Source organism: Johnsonella ignava ATCC 51276, assembly GCF_000235445.1.
Taxonomy (GTDB): Bacteria; Bacillota; Clostridia; order Lachnospirales; family Lachnospiraceae; genus Johnsonella; species Johnsonella ignava.
In genome coordinates, this window is the sequence record NZ_JH378845.1 from 1 (window position 1) to 20,626 (window position 20,626).

The 20,626-nt window shown below is 31.5% G+C and carries 23 protein-coding genes; 5 read left to right on the forward strand and 18 right to left on the reverse strand.

Annotated features, from left to right (window positions below):
• Window positions 1–310: 310 nt before the first annotated feature.
• A complete protein-coding gene (locus HMPREF9333_RS12795; RefSeq protein ID WP_005542302.1) occupies window positions 311–493 on the reverse strand; it encodes a helix-turn-helix domain-containing protein in 183 nt (60 codons plus the stop codon).
• 10 nt (window positions 494–503) lie between these two features.
• Window positions 504–797 carry a hypothetical protein gene (locus HMPREF9333_RS13020; protein WP_005542304.1) on the reverse strand — a complete coding sequence of 98 codons (294 nt, stop codon included), beginning with the start codon at window positions 795–797 and terminating at the stop codon, window positions 504–506.
• A 230-nt stretch (window positions 798–1,027) separates the two neighbouring features.
• Here HMPREF9333_RS13020 and HMPREF9333_RS11680 point away from each other — a divergent pair, with 230 nt between their 5' ends.
• Together HMPREF9333_RS11680 and HMPREF9333_RS11685 are read left to right on the forward strand one after the other, a co-directional pair.
• Window positions 1,028–1,285, forward strand: coding sequence for a type II toxin-antitoxin system RelB/DinJ family antitoxin (locus HMPREF9333_RS11680; protein ID WP_005542306.1), 258 nt, complete (start codon window positions 1,028–1,030; stop codon window positions 1,283–1,285).
• Complete coding sequence (locus HMPREF9333_RS11685; protein WP_005542308.1) at window positions 1,285–1,548, forward strand: Txe/YoeB family addiction module toxin; 264 nt, start codon at window positions 1,285–1,287, stop codon at window positions 1,546–1,548. The genes HMPREF9333_RS11680 and HMPREF9333_RS11685 overlap by 1 nt, the downstream gene beginning before the upstream one ends.
• A 147-nt stretch (window positions 1,549–1,695) precedes the next feature.
• On the opposite strand, the gene HMPREF9333_RS11690 is transcribed toward HMPREF9333_RS11685, so the two are convergent.
• The 15 genes from HMPREF9333_RS11690 to HMPREF9333_RS11760 form a co-directional block, all read right to left on the reverse strand.
• Complete coding sequence (locus HMPREF9333_RS11690; RefSeq protein WP_005542309.1) at window positions 1,696–2,094, reverse strand: type II toxin-antitoxin system HicB family antitoxin; 399 nt, start codon at window positions 2,092–2,094, stop codon at window positions 1,696–1,698.
• 48 nt (window positions 2,095–2,142) lie between these two features.
• Window positions 2,143–2,343, reverse strand: coding sequence for a type II toxin-antitoxin system HicA family toxin (locus HMPREF9333_RS11695; RefSeq protein ID WP_005542310.1), 201 nt, complete (start codon window positions 2,341–2,343; stop codon window positions 2,143–2,145).
• Between the two features lie 434 nt (window positions 2,344–2,777).
• Window positions 2,778–4,694 carry a CD3337/EF1877 family mobilome membrane protein gene (locus HMPREF9333_RS11705; protein ID WP_005542311.1) on the reverse strand — a complete coding sequence of 639 codons (1,917 nt, stop codon included), beginning with the start codon at window positions 4,692–4,694 and terminating at the stop codon, window positions 2,778–2,780.
• 2 nt (window positions 4,695–4,696) lie between these two features.
• Window positions 4,697–5,596 carry a hypothetical protein gene (locus HMPREF9333_RS11710; protein ID WP_005542312.1) on the reverse strand — a complete coding sequence of 300 codons (900 nt, stop codon included), beginning with the start codon at window positions 5,594–5,596 and terminating at the stop codon, window positions 4,697–4,699.
• Between the two features lie 195 nt (window positions 5,597–5,791).
• Complete coding sequence (locus HMPREF9333_RS13025; RefSeq protein ID WP_005542313.1) at window positions 5,792–7,057, reverse strand: C39 family peptidase; 1,266 nt, start codon at window positions 7,055–7,057, stop codon at window positions 5,792–5,794.
• A gap of 18 nt (window positions 7,058–7,075) precedes the next feature.
• On the reverse strand, window positions 7,076–9,658 hold the full coding sequence (locus tag HMPREF9333_RS11720; RefSeq protein WP_005542314.1) for an ATP-binding protein: 2,583 nt from the start codon (window positions 9,656–9,658) through the stop codon (window positions 7,076–7,078).
• A 10-nt stretch (window positions 9,659–9,668) separates the two neighbouring features.
• A complete protein-coding gene (locus HMPREF9333_RS11725) occupies window positions 9,669–10,064 on the reverse strand; it encodes a TcpE family conjugal transfer membrane protein (protein ID WP_005542315.1) in 396 nt (131 codons plus the stop codon).
• A gap of 82 nt (window positions 10,065–10,146) precedes the next feature.
• Window positions 10,147–10,458, reverse strand: a complete 312-nt coding sequence (locus tag HMPREF9333_RS11730; protein WP_005542316.1) for a TcpD family membrane protein — start codon at window positions 10,456–10,458, stop codon at window positions 10,147–10,149.
• 16 nt (window positions 10,459–10,474) lie between these two features.
• Window positions 10,475–11,434 carry a conjugal transfer protein gene (locus HMPREF9333_RS11735; protein WP_005542317.1) on the reverse strand — a complete coding sequence of 320 codons (960 nt, stop codon included), beginning with the start codon at window positions 11,432–11,434 and terminating at the stop codon, window positions 10,475–10,477.
• A gap of 1 nt (window position 11,435) precedes the next feature.
• Window positions 11,436–11,576 (reverse strand): hypothetical protein, encoded by a 141-nt coding sequence (locus tag HMPREF9333_RS13030; protein WP_156797347.1) that lies wholly within the window; start codon window positions 11,574–11,576, stop codon window positions 11,436–11,438.
• Between the two features lie 5 nt (window positions 11,577–11,581).
• Window positions 11,582–13,096, reverse strand: coding sequence for an FtsK/SpoIIIE domain-containing protein (locus HMPREF9333_RS11740; RefSeq protein WP_005542318.1), 1,515 nt, complete (start codon window positions 13,094–13,096; stop codon window positions 11,582–11,584).
• Window position 13,097: 1 nt separating this feature from the next.
• Complete coding sequence (locus HMPREF9333_RS11745; RefSeq protein WP_005542319.1) at window positions 13,098–13,526, reverse strand: hypothetical protein; 429 nt, start codon at window positions 13,524–13,526, stop codon at window positions 13,098–13,100.
• Window positions 13,527–13,530: 4 nt separating this feature from the next.
• Window positions 13,531–14,958, reverse strand: coding sequence for a tyrosine-type recombinase/integrase (locus HMPREF9333_RS12380; protein WP_005542321.1), 1,428 nt, complete (start codon window positions 14,956–14,958; stop codon window positions 13,531–13,533).
• 189 nt (window positions 14,959–15,147) lie between these two features.
• Window positions 15,148–15,429 (reverse strand): TcpK family conjugal transfer DNA-binding protein, encoded by a 282-nt coding sequence (locus HMPREF9333_RS11755; protein WP_005542323.1) that lies wholly within the window; start codon window positions 15,427–15,429, stop codon window positions 15,148–15,150.
• On the reverse strand, window positions 15,426–15,965 hold the full coding sequence (locus HMPREF9333_RS11760; RefSeq protein WP_005542324.1) for a hypothetical protein: 540 nt from the start codon (window positions 15,963–15,965) through the stop codon (window positions 15,426–15,428). Before HMPREF9333_RS11760 ends, HMPREF9333_RS11755 begins: the two co-directional genes overlap by 4 nt.
• 282 nt (window positions 15,966–16,247) lie before the next feature.
• Between HMPREF9333_RS11760 and HMPREF9333_RS11765 the strand changes: the two genes are divergently transcribed.
• From HMPREF9333_RS11765 to HMPREF9333_RS11775, 3 genes are all read left to right on the forward strand, one after another.
• Window positions 16,248–16,817 (forward strand): tyrosine-type recombinase/integrase, encoded by a 570-nt coding sequence (locus tag HMPREF9333_RS11765; protein WP_005542325.1) that lies wholly within the window; start codon window positions 16,248–16,250, stop codon window positions 16,815–16,817.
• Window positions 16,818–17,155: 338 nt separating this feature from the next.
• Window positions 17,156–17,911, forward strand: coding sequence for a ParA family protein (locus HMPREF9333_RS11770; RefSeq protein ID WP_005542326.1), 756 nt, complete (start codon window positions 17,156–17,158; stop codon window positions 17,909–17,911).
• Window positions 17,912–17,919: 8 nt separating this feature from the next.
• The gene (locus HMPREF9333_RS11775; protein WP_005542327.1) at window positions 17,920–18,246 is read left to right on the forward strand and encodes a hypothetical protein; all 327 of its coding nucleotides are present in this window, start codon (window positions 17,920–17,922) and stop codon (window positions 18,244–18,246) included.
• Window positions 18,247–18,951: 705 nt separating this feature from the next.
• Here the strand turns inward: HMPREF9333_RS11775 and HMPREF9333_RS11780 are convergent.
• The gene (locus tag HMPREF9333_RS11780; RefSeq protein WP_005542329.1) at window positions 18,952–19,983 is read right to left on the reverse strand and encodes a replication initiation protein; all 1,032 of its coding nucleotides are present in this window, start codon (window positions 19,981–19,983) and stop codon (window positions 18,952–18,954) included.
• Window positions 19,984–20,626 lie beyond the last annotated feature (643 nt).

The window sequence follows — 20,626 nt, forward strand, 5'->3', positions numbered from 1 at the left end:
GATAAATCCGCAAACTCGACTAGATAAATCCGCAAACTCGACTAGATAAATCCGCAAACTCGACTAGATAAATCCGCAAACTCGACTAGATAAATCCGCAAACTCGACTAGATAAATCCGCAAACTCGACTAGATAAATCCGCAAACTCGACTACATGAATTTGCAAACTCGACTACATGAATTTGCTGTGTTAAATAAAGAAAAAGCCTTAGAATTTTTAGGACTTTTTCTTTAATAAGAGATTAATATTGTGTTTAAGAGTATTTGACTTGCCGGAGAAACTGTATCATTGTTTTAGGTTACAGATCCTTATTGTTTAAAATCTATATCAATCAGTCTTTCTAACCATCTAACAATGTATGAGGGTGGCTCTCTCCTTCCTGTTTCCCAATTTTCAAGGGTTCGCTTGGGAACCCCATAATATTGGGAAAATTTTTCTTGAGTTAAAGATGTTTCCGCTCTTAATTCTTTTATTTTATTGTTTGTGGACATTTTCTTTCTCCTATTCATACCATTTTGGGGAGTGTGGTAAAAAGTCGTTTGCAAGTTCCCAGACGTATTCTGCCGCCTCACGAGTATTTTTAAATACAATAGAATTCCCGTGGTACTCTGCACCATCTACCGCATCTAAAATTTTATGAAAAAGATTTGTAGTGCGGTTAGCAACCTCCCAGTCAACACTACATATCAAATCATATGCAGCATGAGCAAGTTCACCATTTTTAAAGCGACATTTGTCGCTTCTATATTTTTCTTTTAAAAGCTGAAGTACAGCTTTTTTTGTTATTTTTGTCATATTTTTATTTTTTGGGGTTTACATCCCCTATTTCCTCCTTGATTTTTATTATGTATTTATTATATCACCCATTGGCGTATATGTCAAGTGTTTTTTTAATGTCTGAAAAGTGGCTTAAATACTAGATTTATAAAGTAAAAGTAAGGGGAGGAATTTGCAAACTCGACTGAACAAGTTGCTTTACAATGAAAAGTAAATGATATACAATATATAAATAAGGAGGTAATATTATGGCACAGGTAAATTTTAGAATAGATGATACAATTAAAGCAAAGGCTGAAAGTGCTTGTACAGCTATGGGCTTAACTATGTCTACTGCTATAAATATTTTTCTTACAAAACTTGCTAATGAGCAAAGAATACCGTTTGAAATAGCTGTTGATCCGTTCTATTCAGAAAAAAATTTAGAAGAACTAGAAAGACGTATATCTAATTTACGTTCAGGAAAAAGTATTTTAAAAGAACATAACCTAATTGAGGTTGATTAATGAAAAAATTATGGGATGATAATGCGTGGGAAGAATATTTATATTGGCAAACACAAGATAAGAGAACTTTAAAGAAAATCAATAGACTTTTGGTTGACATTGACCGTAATGGTTATAATTGTATAGGGAAACCAGAAGCTCTTAAAGGTAATCTTACAGGATACTGGAGTGTCCGCATTGATGATAAAAATAGGATTGTATTCAGAATAAATAACAATAACCTTGAAATATTACAGTGTGGTTCTCACTATAACAACGATTAGACATAGAATGAATGAACTGTAACAAGCACAGTAAGTGCATATACACTTACTTATTTTGGGAAATATCCCAAACCCAAACTTAAAAGTTATAATATATATTAAAAGCCCTGAAAAGTGTATTTTTAGGGCTTTTAATATGGTTTAGCTCTAAGAAATCATATTTTTTAGAGCTTCCTGAAGAACTTGCGAAAAATTGATATTTCTTTCTAATGCAGCTGAATTTAACCAAGCAGGCAGAGTTATAGTACGACTTACAGATTTATTTATACTAGCTTGTCTTATAGATGGCATATAAACATCAATTAACACAACACGTTCATTATCAGATGCTTTTATGTCAGATAATTTACTTGCCGGAGGAATTGGCTCATTATCTTCTTCTAGTCCATTAAGTACGCAGCCTAATAATTCTCTTGCAGATAAAAGAGCATCTTTATCATCCACTCCGTTTGTGGCTACATTGAGATCTGGAAATACTACAGCAATTTCTTCTCCAGGTTCGTATGCAAAAATGGCTGGATAATAGTATCGATCAATCTTTTTCATTTTATCAAATCTCCTTTACGTTTTTTATATATAAATTAGGGGGGAGGGCTAAAGAAACTTTAGCCCTGATTGTAATTCTATGCTTTTTAGCGTCTTTATTGGAATATCTTTACTTGGATGTTTTATTGTAGTTCGTCCTTTTTTCTCCGGGTGTTTAAATTGGTGATGACTTCCTGTAACTCCAACTTCATACCAACCGTCTGCAATAAGCATTTTTATTATCTCCCTTGAAGAATAGCTTTTTTTCATGTTGTTTCCTCCCTATGCTTATATAATAACACATATAAAAATATTTGTCAATGCAAAAAACAAATATTTTTATATGTGTTATATTTGTGGATAATAAAAGTCCTTAAAACTGTTTATCCTAGGCTTTTATCAAAAATTTTTCATTTCTTAGTATAGTATAGTCTCTTTAAAAGCTTCTAAAACGCTTTTTAAGGCTTGTTTTTATCTTAGTGGTATATTTTTACCCCTAGAACTTTTGAATGCATTCTAGGGGTGTTCTAGGCGTTTAAAAAGACTTGTTTTTTTCTTCTGATGTTTCAGGCTTATCAGTTTTAGGCGGAACAGATGATATAGGACGATGACGTTTATTTTGCTCATTAATATCATTTGTAATTGATTTATCCCTATAAGCAACTGTTGCAGTTGTTGTAGTAACTGATTGTGATTGCTCAGTTTCATCTTTTTTTAGATCTTACTGAAGATACAGGTCTTTCTATAGATTTCTCTGATGTATTAGTAGTTATAGCAGCATTGCGTGAAGCTAAAGTTGTTTTCATATCTTCAGGTTTATCTTTAATCTTTACTGAAGAATCAGGCTTAGATACAACCCTATTATCTGTATTATCAAGCTGGTTTGATTTTGTTATTTTATTATTACCAGGCTCATACAAACCTGTTGTAGTTACTTCTTGAGAAATGCCTATATTAGGCTGATTTTTTATAGGATATATAGGATAACTGTGTGGTCTTTTTATAGGCTGCGTTTGATTTTCAATCCTATTAATGTTTCCTGAAAAAAAAGCAGGGTTTTTGGATTTAGCTTGGTTATTATCATGTACTTGTTCTCCGGATAAATCAAAGTTTTGTTTAGGTGTACTCCGGTAACGAGTAGTAGGAGTAGGCATATTATTACTGCTAGGTGCTGATGTATAGCGGTTTTGCGATACAGTAGGTGTATTCTGCTTATGTTCTTCAGGTATAGAGTTGTTATTATAATATTCTTGGTAGTTGCTACTATATGGGGTATATGATGTGTTAGTTTTTTTATAACCATTTCCATTCATCTCGTCAATATATCTTCTGGTTGGTGATAGATTTTTGATACCGGTACTTCCTAATGCACCAAAAATATCCCCGGAATTCTTCAGTTGTGCTTTTAAAGCTCCTGACTCTCGGACACTTGTCGTTATTTTAGACAAGCCATTAAGAATATTTTTATGGTTTACAATTACTACTAAAGCTACAAGGGTTTCCATAAATATAACAATAAACCATCCGTACTTATTTGATTTTGAATATAAAAAGCTATCTAGACTAATTATTATACCCAGAATAAAAGTTATAATCAGCATCATCACTTGAGTCTCTAAAATTTTTTTTAGCCATAAAGTTACAAGCTCGATTCCTCCAAAGGATGGTACAAGTGCCAAAAGCAAAACTATAGGAGCAAGCAGTATGTAAAAGACTGCCATTACTTGAAATGCGAGCTGTAGGATTGCCATGAACATATAAATACCTGATTTAACGAGAAACGGTATTAAATATACAATCAGGAAGCCAATGCGACCGACTCCTCTGCTTTTAAGCATAGATTTTGGATATTCTCCCATGTAGGATTCTACTAGAGAAGCTCTATCCGGTGTCCCCGGAGGTGTATTTAAGAAATTTTCAACATGGCTTTCATCATCCGATCCGCCTTCAAATTCTAAAGACTTCCAAGGAGCGTGAACTAAGGACTTCCAAATCATACCGGAAGCATTCGAAGCATAATTTTCTATTGCTATATCTCCTTGCTGATTTATGTTCATCAGTGCAGACACGCTTATATCTTTAGTTATAGATGTTGTCGCTGATAGTGCTGTTGCAGAGTGTGTAACAACAAAGGATGCCATTAAAAATATACAAAGTATTTTTCCTATTTCTGTAACCAATCCGGCAAGATCACGCTTAGTAAGTCGTTTCATTAGGTTCCAAGCTGACGCAGCGAATGCAAGTATAAAAAAGCTATCAAATATGGAGGATTTAAGAGCTGCTTGGATGGAATTAATTTCTGTTGAAAATACTTCTGAGACATCAAATACCATAACATGGTAAAAAAATACTGCTACAGCAAATCCAAGTATTCGTACAATCGAAAATAAGGCATTTGCAATTTGGTTAAGCATATGATCACCGGCTTCAAAGATATCAGTTTTTTCAATATCGAGGTAATAATTATCTCGGTAATCTTTTCCCAGATATTTTCCGTCGCCTTCGAGATTATTTAAATCATCAGTGGCGTTGATAGCAGTTTCTGCATATACTGTAGTTGAAAATCCAAGATTGATACCAAGAAACAGTATTAAAAGTATGAGAAAGAACCGTTTTAACATAATTATTTTTTCCTTTTGCTATCTAAGCTCCAATATTCAAGATCTTCAAAAACCCAGTAATCTGCTAATTTTTCTAAAGATCGTGAAGCTGAAGAAAGAACATAAAAAATTTTTGGTCGCCCATATATTTTCAGTCCATTTTTTAAAGTTGCAATCATTCTAATATTTGTGTATTCAATAACAGTATGATTAAATACATTTGAATAATCCAGTTCTAATGATTGTATATATTCTTTTGTAAGAGGAATACTAATGAAATATGTTCCTCCGCCATCACGACCATTTATTGCTGCATCATACTCGGTTATAGCTCCTTCAATTGTGTATAATTGTTTGTTAGCTTCATATTCTTTGCCACTAAGCTCAAACATAATGGCAGTAGGTTCGGTGCCGGATGGCTCAAAGATGTAATCTATTTCAAATGGTACAGATGGTGTTATATCAGGCAGCATATCCTCTAATAGGGTTGTACTACTGATATATAATTTATCATCAGAATCTTTTTCAATTATAGCTTGTATACCACAAGGACTTGTAGTTTTAAAAAATTGCCCTTCAACATTAGCCAGAACATACACTATTGTTTTTCCGTTTTCATCAAGTTTTTGAATATTTGAAATATTCTTTAGTTTACCGCTAAATTCTCTTTTGTTATCTTCACTCCCACGAATAACATGGTCTGTTCCTTTTTCAAATTTTCCATATATTCCTGAAATAGTAACTTCTTCTTCATCCAACAAAGAAAGTATTTCTGTATCATCTATATTACCAGTAATGCCTGTTTGTTTTACGGATTCACTTTCTGAATTTGTAAATGTACCGACGGTAGGTTCTTTTTGCACTTTAGTACAGCCTATTAACATAGCAACACTAAGTATAGAGATAGTTATAATACGCTTCATTTGTGTATCCTCCTTATTTAAAGCACATATTTAAATATATATTATAATACGTATTTAAAATCATATTTAAATACTGTTTAAAATTCGTATTATAATATGAAATTTAATATATATTTAAAATAATATTATAATACATATTAAAATGCGTATTTAAAATACTATTAATATATATATTATAATATATATAATTGTATATCATTTACTTATGATCCAAAATGGACCTCCAGCAGAAGCACCTTTATTAGCTTCATTGAGTATTATGGACAGATCCCATTTTTGCTGACTACGAGCTGTACTACCAGGATCTGCAACTAGGATTTTTCCATCAGCTGTTACGCCTCTAAGAACAATAAAATGTCCTCCTGTCGTGAAATGTCCTTTACTCATTATAGCAATTACTAAGCTTCCTGAACTTAGTGCATCAACAATTCGTTGTCCTTCTGTATAACTACATCCTGATACTTGTAGCCCAAAGTGCCTAGCACCGTCAGGTATAAGCGAATGAAGGGATCCTTTCCCATGAACGTAATAGTTACCTGTCCTTGCCCATTCACATATAGCAGGTGGATCATATGCCGTTCCTGTTAGGGTAGAAACAACAATAGCCAAAGAGGTTGGACCACAGCCTGTACTAGCTATTGTTTTACTTACATATTTTTGGTTTCCCCAACGGCTATCAGCCTGATTGTAGTATACTACAGGGGTGTCAGTATCTGTAAAGGTTATTCCTTCATAACTACGGCGAACTGATATATTATTTTCCTGATTCAATCCCATATTGTTCATCATATTATTAATACGGGTTTTTAAATCTTCAGGAAGCCAACTGTTCATATACTCAGATGTATAGAGTTTCATTACATTATCTACTTGCTCAGAAGATAGTTTTATGTAATTACTAAGAACACTTCTGTAATCTGTGTTTACTAAGAAAGAAGCTTTATATCTCCATTCGTTTGTACTATCATCTGAAGCTTTTTGATTAAGTCGGTCAATAAGATTTTGTGGTGTTAAATCCGGGTTATCACTTTCCGTAAGTCCTATATATGATAAAATGTCATTTTTTGCAACATATTCGTCTGTTCTGTTATATACCCAGTCGTATTTATCGACCTCGTATGTATTCCCCTCGGAATCCGTGTGGGTTTCGGTACCAACCACTTCATAATGTTCAACTTCAACATTTGCTCGTAGAAATTCTAATGTTGTGTAAACAGGATTAATTGATTCGACACCCTTTTGACCTGCTTTTTCTGCGTTTAACACATCAGATAACAGCACTATATCCCAGGGTACCCCAAGATCTGTTGCATATTGTGCATATTGTGTTATTTTCGTTTTGGAAGCAACTATACTAACCGGTTCTGTGGATGCAGTGCTTCCACCTCCTGAAGCAGCCATAATAACAATTAAAAAAATCCCTACCGGTGCGAACAACATAATATTTCTTATCATCTTCATAAATAATCACCTGCTAAATTATAATGATTCATAGGAAAATATATCTATATCATCATGAGTATTATTTTCTTCATTTTTATCTTCAACTTTTGCATTGTTTGATACTTCTGAAGAATCTTCTATACTGCTTGCATCTACTGGAGTAGTTGAGAAAATCTTGATTAAATCATCAAAAACAGCATCAAATTTTAGTACACCTACTCTTCCGTTTAAATCTTGAAAAAGACATTGTGCATTCCCGAGGGACATAATAAGTTGTATGTTATCTTTCGTTTTTTCAAGTTTCAAAAAATCAAGCATTCTTTCAGCTTCAGCTGTGTTTCCTGTCTTAAAGCAAAACTTGTATGTTATAGAATTACGGATACCTTCATTAGGTAAATCTGTTACACTATGTCCATTCAGTATCATAGATGTATAGAGAGATCTGCTCATTCTTGCGACATACGACATAAGCTTTTCTCCTTCAACTGTTTTACCCAGCATCCAACTTTCATCAAAGAGAATAACTTTGAAATTATTCTTGTGGCTATGTACAAATTTTCTAGCAAAAGCTGTGATTACCATCATAAGTACAGTAGAAATATTTTCTTCTTGTGTATAATCTTCTTTTTTTGTATCTGGAGACGGTAATTTTAAGTTCTGAACCTGCAAAATATTGAGTCGATTATCAAGAGATATAGCTTTTTCTGTTCCATTACCTATTAAAAGCTGCGACATTCCTGCGTTTTGAAGCAGTTTTATTTGTCTCGAGAGTAATAAAGCATCTTCTTGTAAAGAATCTTCTTTAGGAAAACTTGAAAGTATATCTGCTAAAAGCTGCATAGACGGTAGTTCTTCTTTTTGTATTTTATTTAGGGCTTCTAAAAGTGCTGTATATTTGCCATCTTTAGGGTTTATCTTAAAAAGTTCGGAAAGAAGATTTATAGCAAGCTCTGCGGCTTCTTCTACATTATCTCTAAAAATGTTGAATGGATCCAATGTCCCTTTATAGGTTCTATCCGGAGCAAGCGTAACCAGTGTTATCATACCCTTTAAAGCTTCCATGTCTGTAATCCAATGTGTTCGTTCTCCTTTTGGATCTACAATTAGTCCATAAGCTCCATACATAACATGTAGGTAAGTAATCAAATTTGCATTAAAACTTTTCCCTACACCTAAATTACCATAAAATACAGTGCTTGCGGATGTATTAGATAAACACGCTTGCCTTAAGTCTAAAAACACATTCTTTTGTTCTAACCCTGTTTTTCCTATATATGCACCTACGATATCACCAAGTTCATGTGTTGCTCCTATAATTCCTGAAGCTAATGAGGTTGGAGTTAAACGCATTATAAAGTCCTGAATTGTAAAACTTACACTAGGGATAGATTGCATAAATAATGTAATTTGATCCGTCAAAGGACGTTCTACAATGAAATTTATATCTTCATATTCCCTTTTAATCATACTTGCTTTCTCTTCCAGTGCTTCATACGAGCTATCTGCAACACATATTGTTACAGTTGTTTGACAAAGTGGTAGTTTTGCTGCTTTTAATTCAGCTTCTAAAGCATCAATCTCTTCTTTTGAGTTTAATAAATCGTCCGGAATTTCTGCATTTGCAACCTGGATATTTTCAATTTGTGAATTAGCTGCTCTACGCTGAAAATCAATTTTTCTGACAGCTTCTCTATGCTCAATATTTCTTATGTGAATGTAAATTTCTGCTTGAAGATTACGTTGCTGAAGCATGTAAATCCACTCACAATCCGGAAATTCCAAATCGTTAGGTATATTTGTAATAGTTAAAAAAGTCTGATAAGAGGAAGAGTCTTTACCATGCTCTATTTTTATACTTCTTCCAACTTTAGTAATAACTCCACTGAAAAGATTGACCATCTCTCGCTTTCTTGGGCGTATATAATCATTTCCGGACAGATTTACCGCACTTGTATATGGTATCCATGGGTCTTCTTTAGTCTTATGAAAAAGCTTTACATCTTGTTGCAAACCACGGTACATCATTCTTCTAAGCAACCATTGTAATGTATTTGTATCCGTTTTTATAAGCTTCATACGTTTTGTTTGCTCATTGTAGATTTGATTACACATTCTTTTGTAACTGTCTACCTTTGACTTGCGTATATCTTTTGTGTCTATATACATAAAAGCATTAAAATCACGAATAATACTTGCTATGATAAAATCAAATGCATCTTTAGCTTGTGATATAATTTCGCTTTCATTGATTTTTATCAGTTTTATAGCTATAAAAGACTTATAATCATTACATTTACCATTAGTATCAAGTATATCTTTAAGGTACTGTTTAGTAACATTTGCTTGATATACAGAGCTTTCGTACAAGGGATCATTTTTCTGTAAGTTATTTATTAAGCCTTTAAATGATGCATCTAAATCTTGCGATACCGGTATAATCATAAATTTAGCTTCTACAAGGTTAGATATAAATAGAGTTAACCGGTTTAAAATAGCTATCTTACTTTCATCACTTAGCATATCGTAATCAAATCCTTTAAGCTCAAAAACAGCCCAACAACTTTTGTCTACTCCAAAAATCAAATTATCTTCAAAATAATCAATAGGACATTCTAACATATGTATTCCCTCATTCTTTCTTGCTACATAACCATACTATTTTTGTATTTGCCGTATTGCGATTATATGAGCTAAATCGTTCGATATATTGTTCTTTTGTAAGCATATAATTCACCCATGACATCATATATTTATGGGGCATTTTTCCATCCAATTTTTTCTTTAGTAAAAACTGTGATACGCCAAAAGGAACCGCAACAAAACGTAAAATACTCGGAATAATTTTTAGTGGCGGTATTAAAAAACTAAGTAATAGCATAATAAACGCTATGATAAAAAAATATAATACTTCCCTGGGGCTAACCGGAACGGGTAGTACAATATTTTGTATAGCGTATATACGATTTTCTATTTTCCAAACTTTATTGTAAGATCGTAAATTTATTTTTTTAGGTTCAATACTCATTATAGATAACCTCTTATATATATTTTAATACATACTCAAATATAAGTTTATAGCCTATTGCACATGCAATAGGCTTATATAACTATAGTCCCAGTATACCTTTCAAAACATTACCGATGTTAGTTAATACATCTGGATTTTTGCAAAAAACGCATATAATTGCGGCAGCCAATATTATACCTACTGCTCCTGTCGCATTTCTTTTTATTGCCGACATGCCGGCACCAAAAATACCTCCCACAGCAACGATCCAAAATACGCCATCCAGCAACCATTTTGCACCATTCTCTGCATAAGTATTACTTGCTAATGATACAAAACTGAACATAAGTACCATAGCGATTGTACAGATACCTGTATATACTAATTTTTCTGCATTTTTTTTGTTTTTCATCTTGCTATTCTCCTTATTATTTTAAATTTGTATTTCTCACATCCATATCCACCACATAATATTGCTTATCTTTATATATTATTTTTAAGTGGTAATGTTGCGTAATTATTGCATTATTCTTGTCTTTAATTGACAATGTAACTAAAGCTAAAAAGTCAGTAGTAGAGTTTTCATTGCTGTAGTAAACTCTTAATTCTTCGATCTTCTCTAAACTTATACGTCCTTGCAGTCCTATAAATTTGCTTGGATCTGCATCCGGAGATAAGTAATAATCAATAACACTCTGATCCGATTCATAGTAGGCTTTGAAAAAATTACTCAGTGCAAGCTCTACGGCATTTTTGATTTCTGCCGTACTTTCTTTGCCTGTATATAGTTGTTTTTCATAAAATGCCTTTTGATCATCTGATACAAATGCCGGATAATCCTCTACGATATATTTATTTTTATCTACACTAACAGGAACTTTTAAAACTACCGTATCTTCAGTTTCCGTTTCTGAAGCTATACCATCTTCACTTATCGTCTTACTACTGTACGATACTGTAGTCATAACCCATACATCATATTGTGTAGGACTGTATTGTGTTTGCTTGTATGCTCCAGCATATAGTACTTTTGCTTTAGAACCTTGAGGAAAACGGTATGCAGCGTTTATAATTGTATCTGTTACGTAAGGCTTTAAACGATCTACATACTCGAACTCCTCTCCTGCTTTATATGTCATGTATTCAGTTACAAAATTTTGTGCAAATCCCAAAATCTCTTGATTCTGATTTTGATATGTATTTAAGTTTGCTTTAAAGTCATTTATGATACCATTAACTTTAGCTGTTGGATCTGGCCGGATGCTTACAATAACACCCTTTATAAAAAAGAAACAAAGCATTGACCATATCAAAAATCTTAGAACCTTAAAAAATGTGTTTTTGCGTAAAACATAAAGTTCTTCTTTGTCTTTTTTAAGATCTTCCAATCTAGCTTTTTTTGCTTCTTGTACAGCCTTTTTTACTCTTAACTTTTCCTCTTTTTCTCTTTTTTCCGTTCTTTTTCTCTTGCAGCTCTTTTTTCTTAGCTACTTTAGCTTCATCATCATCTTTTTTCTTTAGCTTAAACATACTGGCTACCTCTGTTTTGATATACCCGGGTTAAAGTTAAAATCAAGCTCAATTTCTTCTCCGTTTTTTAAATATTCTCCTGGTTCGGGTTTTTCCGGAATATAAAAATCTTTATTCTTTACCAATCTTTCTTTTGTTTCACAATCTTTTATTGTTAGCATATTACCATGCTTAATTTCAATTTCTTTTAGATCTTTTTCATCATCAAAGTAGAAGGATTGAAATTCTATTGTTTCATTGCCAACTTTATAAAGAAAACGACCTTTAACGTCCGGAAGGTTACAAGCAGATGTATTTCCTAGCACAATTTCTGAAGCTGTTTTATCCGCGAATCTCCCGGATATACGAACCGGGACATTATTTTTAATTTGTCCTGTAAGTACATTTGCATCCGGACGCTGAACTCCAAGAAATAAATTTATCCCGGTAGCTCTTGAAAGTCTTGCTAAAGTTGATAGATAGCCTTCTAGTTGCTCATAAATAGCTTTATCTTCTTTCGCTACACCTTTTTTATCAAGCATTTCTGCTATCTCATCTATAAACACGCCAATCCTAGATAGATTTCTATGTGTTTTTTGATTATATTCTTTAAGATTTTTTACCTCCATTTCTCTAAATAATTTCAATCTTGTATCGTTTTCTTTAACAAGCTTTTCAAGCACAGTTAATGCTCTTAATCTGTCTGTAATTACTTCTCCGTACTTTTCATATACTTTTCCAAATTCCACACCACCCTTAAAATCAATCATGTATATCCGACAACCTTTTTTTATCATCTGCCACAGCATACAGCGAAGAATAACAGACTTTCCTGAACCCGTTTCTCCAGCAGCCAGTACATGCGGTGTCCTGTTTAAGTCAAACTTTACATAGTCTAAATCCCCTTCACCTATACAAAGTACACCATCTCCAGGTAATATATAATCATCTTTCCAGCGTAACATTTCCGGGATTTTGTAATCACTTGACACCGTTACCAGCTCTATGATCCCTTTTTTAGTTCCTTCTCTTATTTGTCTTATACTACACCCTAACCCAACCTCCAACCTATCTTTTGCTTTAACCCAATCAGTTAACGGAATATTAGACTGAAAAGCATATATAATCTTTTTTTCATTCTCTTTTTTATATAAAAAGTATGGGGTTTTATTATTTTTTCCAATAAAGCCGATATCCCGGAATATCACATCATACATAGATTTATCTTTACTTTTCAATGTCCCGAGTATGGCTAAGTACATCAAAGGTACTGCCATGGTTAAACCCCATAATATTAATTGAATTAAACTCGGTACCGGAACCTTAAAAACTTGTCCCATTCTATTTAGCGTTATCATAAAAAGCTCTTTACGCAAATAGCTTACAATACTGATACTCACAGTGATTCCAAGACCTATAATCCTGGCCAGAGAAGTTAAACCTTTTAATCCACGTATTACTTGAATAAAAAATTTAAATAACCCCTTCAGTATTACCGCCAGTATAGCTCCTACAGGATCTGAGTTGTTTTCCTTTGACATACTAATCTCCTTGTATATAAGCCAATTTTTCTTGTAGTTCCTTTACCTTTTCTGTATTTTCATCCTCTGTAAAAAAAATAATATCTTCATGTAATATAGCTATTTTAACCGCTTTAGATAAATCATTTTCTTTTATATGTTGAATTTTTGATTGATATAAGATATTCGCAGCTTCAAAGACTTCTAAGTTTATCTGTTCTTGCTTCAATGCTTCTTTTGTTATGCCATTTTTTAAAAGACAATAAGTATATAAAACCTCTTTTTCTTTAATAGATAAAAGCGTAGATATCAGGTAAAAGTATTTTTTTTGTGTATCTTCTTTTTCAGTCTCATAAAACATTCTTTTTAACTTAGTCAGACTATACGAAGAATATGGCTCTAAATCATATTCATCCAATAAAGCCCCCTCATATCTTGTTGATTTTTTCATTACACTACCTCCTGTTTTTCTCGATTCCATATTTGTATCCATAGTTCTTTGCATTGTTCTTTATCCATTCATGTCGCTTAAACATAAACAACGCATTTAATTTTTCAATGTTTTTTTTGTATTCTTCATCTGTTAACTCCTTATTCGCATATTTTCTTTGTATTTTATTGTATATTGGATCAGTTAAAGGGTATATATTATTAATTGCTTTAGTATAATCATCATAAAATAACTTCGCACTTATGCTATGATCTACCTTTCTCAGAAAGAATGTTCCGTTACTTCCTGTTGCCCTCATCTCTTTCATACCCGTTTCAACCAATGTATATATATCTGCTTCACTAAAAGTACTTCCGCCCGGATGGTTATGTGTAAGCACTGCTCCTTTCATCATAGCAGTCTCACTTGCCGTAAAAGCCACTTGATTAGCTTTTCCATCACTCTTATTAAATAGTTCTTTCCCGTCCTGATCGTAGATATAAGCATACTCTACTTTTTTATTTACGATCTTCTTTTCCTGTTTTCTCACAGGAATCAGCTCTGTAATGCTTTCCGGAGCTTCTACTACATAGTTCAAATCATCCTTTAACTCATTTATATAGCAATCTTCTTTTAGTATATTAACATTTTCATCTTTGAATTTAAGTTTTCTATTAAACAGATACCTTTTAGTTGTTGAAAATCTCTCATGCCTTAAATATTCTTTTGTGTCTTTATTTGCTTCTTCAATAGACATTCCTGAATCTTTTAACTTATTTCTATGCGTTATAGCTGCGATACGGCGTAGATCATGGCATTCTATACCTAGTTTCCTTGCATTCTTCTTCATTGTTTCAGCTGAATAAAATATATTATCTTGTTCAGAATACCCATCGAGATATTGTTGTAGTTTTTCTGATAAATACTGATTAGGATCACATATTACTTTCCCTGATTTTCCACCCTTTCCTTTTTTTACATCTACAGTAATAACCTGACCATCAATCTTAATATCCTCTTTTTTTAAATTAGCTACTTCAGATACCCTTAGTCCTGATAACTGCATTAAACGATACCCGATCTTCAGCTTTTCATTTTTTAAAGCATTAATCTTTTTTTGTATCATATCGAGAATGATAACCTTTACACCTCGTTTAGTACCTCTCCGCTTATTTTTCGCAATCCTTTTAAAAAAATCTTCTTCAGGAGCTTTAAAAGACATGTCAAAATCTTCTAAATGCTTGAGTCCATTTTTTAAAGCTGAAAAATTTCCACTCCCTTTCAGCTTTATCAAATATTCTTCAATATGCTTATTGCTTACATCTGACAGAGTGTCAAACTGAATATTTCTTAGGCACTTCACCACAGCAAAATAGTATCTATCTACCGTGTTTTTATTATCCAGTATCTCATTCAGATAAGACCTGTATCTCTCCAGCACATCATATTTCATATTTCATATTTCACCCCCCCGGCTTCCCCCAGTTACCTTGTACATATATCTTTATGCTAATATATACTTTAAGTATATATTAGCCTATTATGTGTCTGTCCATAAAATCTAATAAATCTCAGTAAATATATAGTTTTAGTAGTGTACAATTTCATAGTAGTGTTTTGTTACAAAATGCACGCTGCTTTTTTACATTTTTAGCTGCTTTTTCAGTTCCTCAAATACTCTGATATCAAGTTTAATTACTGCTTTATTCGCTACTCTTTTAGTTAGTCTATCTTTATCTGTATCTATCCAGTTTAAAGCCTTCCATGTTTTCAATTTACTATCTGGCATTTCATATTTGTTATGATTTAACAACTCCTGAAGCACCGGTTTTTCCACTACAAAATACCCTCTATACGGTTTATATCCTTGCCCTTCCAGGTGTTTTATAATAGCTACAAATTCTTTTGCATAAATGTCAATCACTGTATCATAGACTCCTTTACCATATTGACCCAATCTTTACTTATCCTTACTACTCTTATACTTTTTCCTCCGGCATTATGTGTAAAATATGGCATGTTCTTATTCTCATTAAATCTAAGCATTCCTAAATCGCTAAATATTTTTATCACCTTATCTGAACTTAAAATCATAGTGTGATTTTCAATTAGTCCTTTAAAGTAGGTTGCTTGTACTATCATATTAGCCATACTTACTTTGCCATCTCTTTTGTTCTCTATATTAGTGTTATTTTTAACTATATGTTCAATAATTTCAAAAAAAGTATCACATAGCTCTTGATATATACCATTACTTATTACATCTCTATTTTTAGAAATATTTACAGGGTTATTACTATTACTACTATCATTGTTTTGTATAATAGTTTTGTACTCTTGTATCTTCTTATCCTTTTCTTTTAACTGATTTTCTAATTCATGAATATAATCAAGTTGCTTATTACACTTCATAATAAGCTGTTCTATTTTAATATCTTTTTCGTTATTAATTTCATTCACCTTTCCATGCTCCTTTTCCTTGTTTTTTGTACATAATCAACTACTTTTTTTCAATTATTTCATACTATACAAAAGCATCATCTTTTCATTTTTAGCCCTTATTTATATGTTTTTGAATGTAATAATATACCTATATTATTACATTCAAGTTTTTTAAGAAATCTCATAAAATCAAGGTTTATAAGCATTTTGTAAAATTTCCCTCTAAAAATATAGTTTTGAATGTGATATAATATATATATTACAACCAAAATATTACATTAATTTAGAGGGAGATTTGTAGTGAATAAAGTTACGCAACCAATCCGGAGTAAAAAGAAAATTGAAGAGCTATTAACTTACCTAAAAGGAAAAAGTTATAGGGATTATATGATTGCAAAAATTCAACTAAATACGGCACGGCGGATTAGTGATATAATCCGTCTAAAAGTATCTGATATACTGAAAGAGGATTATACACTAAAGAAGTATATTACTATTCAGGAACAAAAAACAAAGAAAGTAGCTAGAATTGTCATAAATCAGAGCATTCAGGAAAGTATTCAAGATTATATCATAGATCAAAAAATGGACTATGATGATTATCTTTTCAAAAGCCGAAAAGGTAAAAATAATCCAATCACAACAACACAAGCACATCGTATTTTTCAAAATGCTTCGCAAGTTTTAAACTTAGAAAACTTTGGAACACATAGCTTGCGTAAAACATGGGGGTACTTTTGTTATCAAGAGACACATAATATAGCTTTAATTATGGACGTATTCAACCATTCGAGCGAAAAAATCACATTGCGATACATAGGAATCACACAGAAAGACAAAGATTATATGCATATGCTAATAAAATTTTAATGCATTAAATAATAACCACCGGCTTAGCTGGTGGTTTGTTTTTCGCCCTATAATGGCTTATTCCCAGCACTGGATTCTAAGGACACATCGAAAGTTTCGCTAGTTGCAATATCAGTTACTTGCTTAGCCCTTTAAGCTTACTTTTTATTGTTACTACAAATATATATATATATATATATTAAAATATATAATAGAATACATATACATATATATATTTTAATATTGATATTATAGAGTATATATAATATGATTAAAATATATATTTTAATATTGACATTATAGAGTATATATAATATGATTAAAATATATATTTTAATACGTATAGAAAGGAGAAGGAAATGACAAAAATAATAGCAATAGCTAACCAAAAGGGGGGTGTAGGAAAGACTACTACAAGCCACGCTCTAACCGCCGGACTTGCAGAAAAGGGGTATAGAACCCTATGCATAGATCTTGATCCCCAAGGTAACCTATCAGCCTCCTGTGGAGCTGTAAATTATAACATCCCAACCGTTTATGAAATGATGAAAGGCGAAGTCAATGTGAAAGATGTTATACAAACCCTAGGTTTATATAACATAATTCCGGCAAATATCATGCTTTCCGGAGCAGAGCAAGAACTGAATAGTACAGGTAAAGAACACAGGCTAAAAGAGAGCCTATCCGATATTGTAAATGATTATGATTATATTATTATAGATACCCCCCCAAGCCTAGGTGTTTTGACTGTCAACGCATTTACTTTTTGTGATGAAATTATTATACCAACAACAGCAGGAATATTTGCCACGGCAGGCATTCAGCAACTTGCGAGGACGGTTGAGAATGTAAAAAAATATTGTAATCCAAACTTGAAAATTAAAGGGATACTCTTTACACGATATAATCCAAGAACAAATATCAGCAAGCAGGTAAAAGAGATTGCAGAGAGTTTTGCAGAGCATATCAAAGCCCCTGTTTACGATACAACAATTAGAAACGGAATAGCGGTTGAGGAAGCACAGGCGAATAAGGAAGATATTTTTACTTATAACAGTAAGTCCTCTGTTGCTGAAGATTACAGAGTATTTATTGAAGAATATTTGAAAGGATAATAAAGATAATGACATCAAAAAAGAAAGCTACAACAGAAGAAATTAAGAAGAATTTCGGATTTGACGAACAAAGCGAACAAGCTTTTAAATCAATTTTAGGTGTTAAGGAAGAAAAAGCAAATATGTCTGAAGAAATACAGACAGATACAAAAAATGCTGTTGAAGATACAATAAAGAGAAGAGGACGTAAGAAATTAGAGAATAGAGAAAAGAAAAAAAGATACTCATTAACTATTCTACCAAGTATTTATGAAAAAGCACAAGAAAAAGCAGAAAAAGAAGGAAAAACAATATCTGAACTCGTATCAAATTTTCTTTTAAAATATAGTAAATAATTTAATTTCATATATCAAGATAAACCTTTAATATACCTGTGTTTTAATAAATAATCACAGGTATATTAATTCATATAATAATATATATAAATATATATATTATTATATACATTATTATATAAATTAATATATGTATAATAACACAAATTAATATATGTATAATAACACAAATTAATATATATATAATAATATAAATTTAAATATTTATTTTTATATATATTATAATACATATAATATGATACACTATAAAAAAGAAAAATGAACAGATTAAATTATATAAACAAGGGGCAGTTGACGAAGAAATAGCTAAGGTTATAAAAATCTATGACTTTCTTTCTACTTGTGATAATGTCTGATCCTCATAGAATAATTGATAGTGGAGCTTTTAATGATATTATAAAAGACTATTTAATACTTGCAGTAAAGAGAGCAGTGTAAAAAGATTACTATTTAGAACTACAGTTTATCTTTGATTAAAGTGTGCAAGCAAGAATTTATGATTAAAATACAAAAAATAGTTTCTATATATTCTTGATAAAACTGAATTTAACTTGAAAAATGATACAAAAAATTATTTAAAAATTAGACTTTTATATGCCATTTAAGTATCTCAAAACACGTTGACATCCTAAGCTATACAGCTTATAATATAAGTGATTAAATATTTATATTTTCGGATGTAAGAAAATAGGTATATTATTACATTCAAATTTCAGCATCAAAGATTTTTTTCAAGTAATTAAAGCGATATTTTATATTGCTTTTTTTGCTTCTCATGTTTAATTCATCGTACTTATCTTTAAAAAAGTGAAATAAAGTAAGGTCATCATGAAAATCACTATCCGGTAAGATTTTGTGTGCCGCATTATATAATACTATTATTTCTTCTTTGCTAAATTCATTGTTACAAGCTTCCTGCATAAAATTAATGCGTGAAGCATATCTTGATATTTCCTGTTCCTGCTGTTCATCTTCCGGGTTTATTTCTAATTCTTTTTGTTCTTCTATAAATTCATCCAGTGTTAATTGATCTTGATAACAGTTGTTTTTAAATATATTGAACTTAAGTTCTAATACTTTTCCGCCTTTTCCTTTTGTTCCATATGGTTCATAAGTAAATCTTATATCCGTATTTTCTTCTAAAGCCTTTTGACAAGGCTCAAGAACCCATTGTTTGAAATTATTAAATCTTGTATATTGTTTTTCATCTATACCTAATTGTGTTTTTAAATATTCTATAGTCATTATACGATAACCTATTTTTTCATATTGCTTTAAAATTTCATACATCCTAAGTTGGTTAGAACTTTTTAATTTTAGAGCATTCCATAATTTATAAGAAAAATATTTTTCTTTGAACTCAAACATTAGTGGTAAAGCTTTATCATGAGCATCTATTTCAATATACCATTCTTTTTTGTTATCCATATCTACAGTACATTCTTTAAATAGTTGAAAACCTGTATAACCTCCTCTTTCGTTTGGTATATTTACTACTTTACATAGTAAACTGTTTGTAACTTGTTTTAGATAGTCTATTTTTATTCTATCTTGAAGCTCCATTATTTTTTGAAAATCTGATACAGAAAAACGTACAATTCTTGTACTTATATCTTCAGGATTAATTCTACTTAAATAAATACTGAAAAATCTAAGCTCTTGTAAAGTCATATTATTTGCTCTTAACTCATTTAATACATTTTTTTTAACAACTAAATTGTTTTGCTTTAATGCCATAAGATCTACCTCCTCTAATTATTTTATATATTATAACATAAAATAACTAGAAAATCAAATTATACTAGTCAACTACATAATTTTATAATTCTAGTTTTATTGAAAAACAAGCAAACTAACAATCACTTGTTTGTTAGCTTGTTTTATATCTTGTTTTATATCTTGTTTTATATCTTGTTTTCGGCAGTCTAAAAATAGCTTAAATACTGGCTTTATGTGTATTACTCGACTAGATAAATCCGCAAACTCGACTAGATAAATCCGCAAACTCGACTAGATAAATCCGCAAACTCGACTAGATAAATCCGCAAACTCGACTAGATAAATCCGCAAACTCGACTAGATAAATCCGCAAACTCGACTAGATAAATCCGCAAACTCGACTACATGAATTTGCAAACTCGACTACATGAATTTGCTGTGTTAAATAAAGAAAAAGCCTTAGAATTTTTAGGACTTTTTCTTTAATAAGAGATTAATATTGTGTTTAAGAGTATTTGACTTGCCGGAGAAACTGTATCATTGTTTTAGGTTACAGATCCTTATTGTTTAAAATCTATATCAATCAGTCTTTCTAACCATCTAACAATGTATGAGGGTGGCTCTCTCCTTCCTGTTTCCAATTTTCTAAGGGTTCGTCTTG

Bases quoted from the DNA above. Each gene is read 5' to 3' on its own strand.
- HMPREF9333_RS13020 (WP_005542304.1), bottom strand. From the start codon at position 797: ATGACAAAAATAACAAAAAAAGCTGTACTTCAGCTTTTAAAAGAAAAA.
- HMPREF9333_RS11720 (WP_005542314.1), bottom strand. From the start codon at position 9,658: ATGTTAGAATGTCCTATTGATTATTTTGAAGATAATTTGATTTTTGGA.
- HMPREF9333_RS11710 (WP_005542312.1), bottom strand. From the start codon at position 5,596: ATGAAGCGTATTATAACTATCTCTATACTTAGTGTTGCTATGTTAATA.
- HMPREF9333_RS11705 (WP_005542311.1), bottom strand. From the start codon at position 4,694: ATGTTAAAACGGTTCTTTCTCATACTTTTAATACTGTTTCTTGGTATC.
- HMPREF9333_RS11695 (WP_005542310.1), bottom strand. From the start codon at position 2,343: ATGAAAAAAAGCTATTCTTCAAGGGAGATAATAAAAATGCTTATTGCA.
- HMPREF9333_RS11690 (WP_005542309.1), bottom strand. From the start codon at position 2,094: ATGAAAAAGATTGATCGATACTATTATCCAGCCATTTTTGCATACGAA.
- HMPREF9333_RS11775 (WP_005542327.1), top strand. From the start codon at position 17,920: ATGACATCAAAAAAGAAAGCTACAACAGAAGAAATTAAGAAGAATTTC.
- HMPREF9333_RS11685 (WP_005542308.1), top strand. From the start codon at position 1,285: ATGAAAAAATTATGGGATGATAATGCGTGGGAAGAATATTTATATTGG.
- HMPREF9333_RS11725 (WP_005542315.1), bottom strand. From the start codon at position 10,064: ATGAGTATTGAACCTAAAAAAATAAATTTACGATCTTACAATAAAGTT.
- HMPREF9333_RS11740 (WP_005542318.1), bottom strand. From the start codon at position 13,096: ATGTCAAAGGAAAACAACTCAGATCCTGTAGGAGCTATACTGGCGGTA.
- HMPREF9333_RS13030 (WP_156797347.1), bottom strand. From the start codon at position 11,576: ATGTTTAAGCTAAAGAAAAAAGATGATGATGAAGCTAAAGTAGCTAAG.
- HMPREF9333_RS11730 (WP_005542316.1), bottom strand. From the start codon at position 10,458: ATGAAAAACAAAAAAAATGCAGAAAAATTAGTATATACAGGTATCTGT.
- HMPREF9333_RS11680 (WP_005542306.1), top strand. From the start codon at position 1,028: ATGGCACAGGTAAATTTTAGAATAGATGATACAATTAAAGCAAAGGCT.
- HMPREF9333_RS11770 (WP_005542326.1), top strand. From the start codon at position 17,156: ATGACAAAAATAATAGCAATAGCTAACCAAAAGGGGGGTGTAGGAAAG.
- HMPREF9333_RS12795 (WP_005542302.1), bottom strand. From the start codon at position 493: ATGTCCACAAACAATAAAATAAAAGAATTAAGAGCGGAAACATCTTTA.
- HMPREF9333_RS11780 (WP_005542329.1), bottom strand. From the start codon at position 19,983: ATGGCATTAAAGCAAAACAATTTAGTTGTTAAAAAAAATGTATTAAAT.
- HMPREF9333_RS12380 (WP_005542321.1), bottom strand. From the start codon at position 14,958: ATGAAATATGATGTGCTGGAGAGATACAGGTCTTATCTGAATGAGATA.
- HMPREF9333_RS13025 (WP_005542313.1), bottom strand. From the start codon at position 7,057: ATGAAGATGATAAGAAATATTATGTTGTTCGCACCGGTAGGGATTTTT.
- HMPREF9333_RS11745 (WP_005542319.1), bottom strand. From the start codon at position 13,526: ATGAAAAAATCAACAAGATATGAGGGGGCTTTATTGGATGAATATGAT.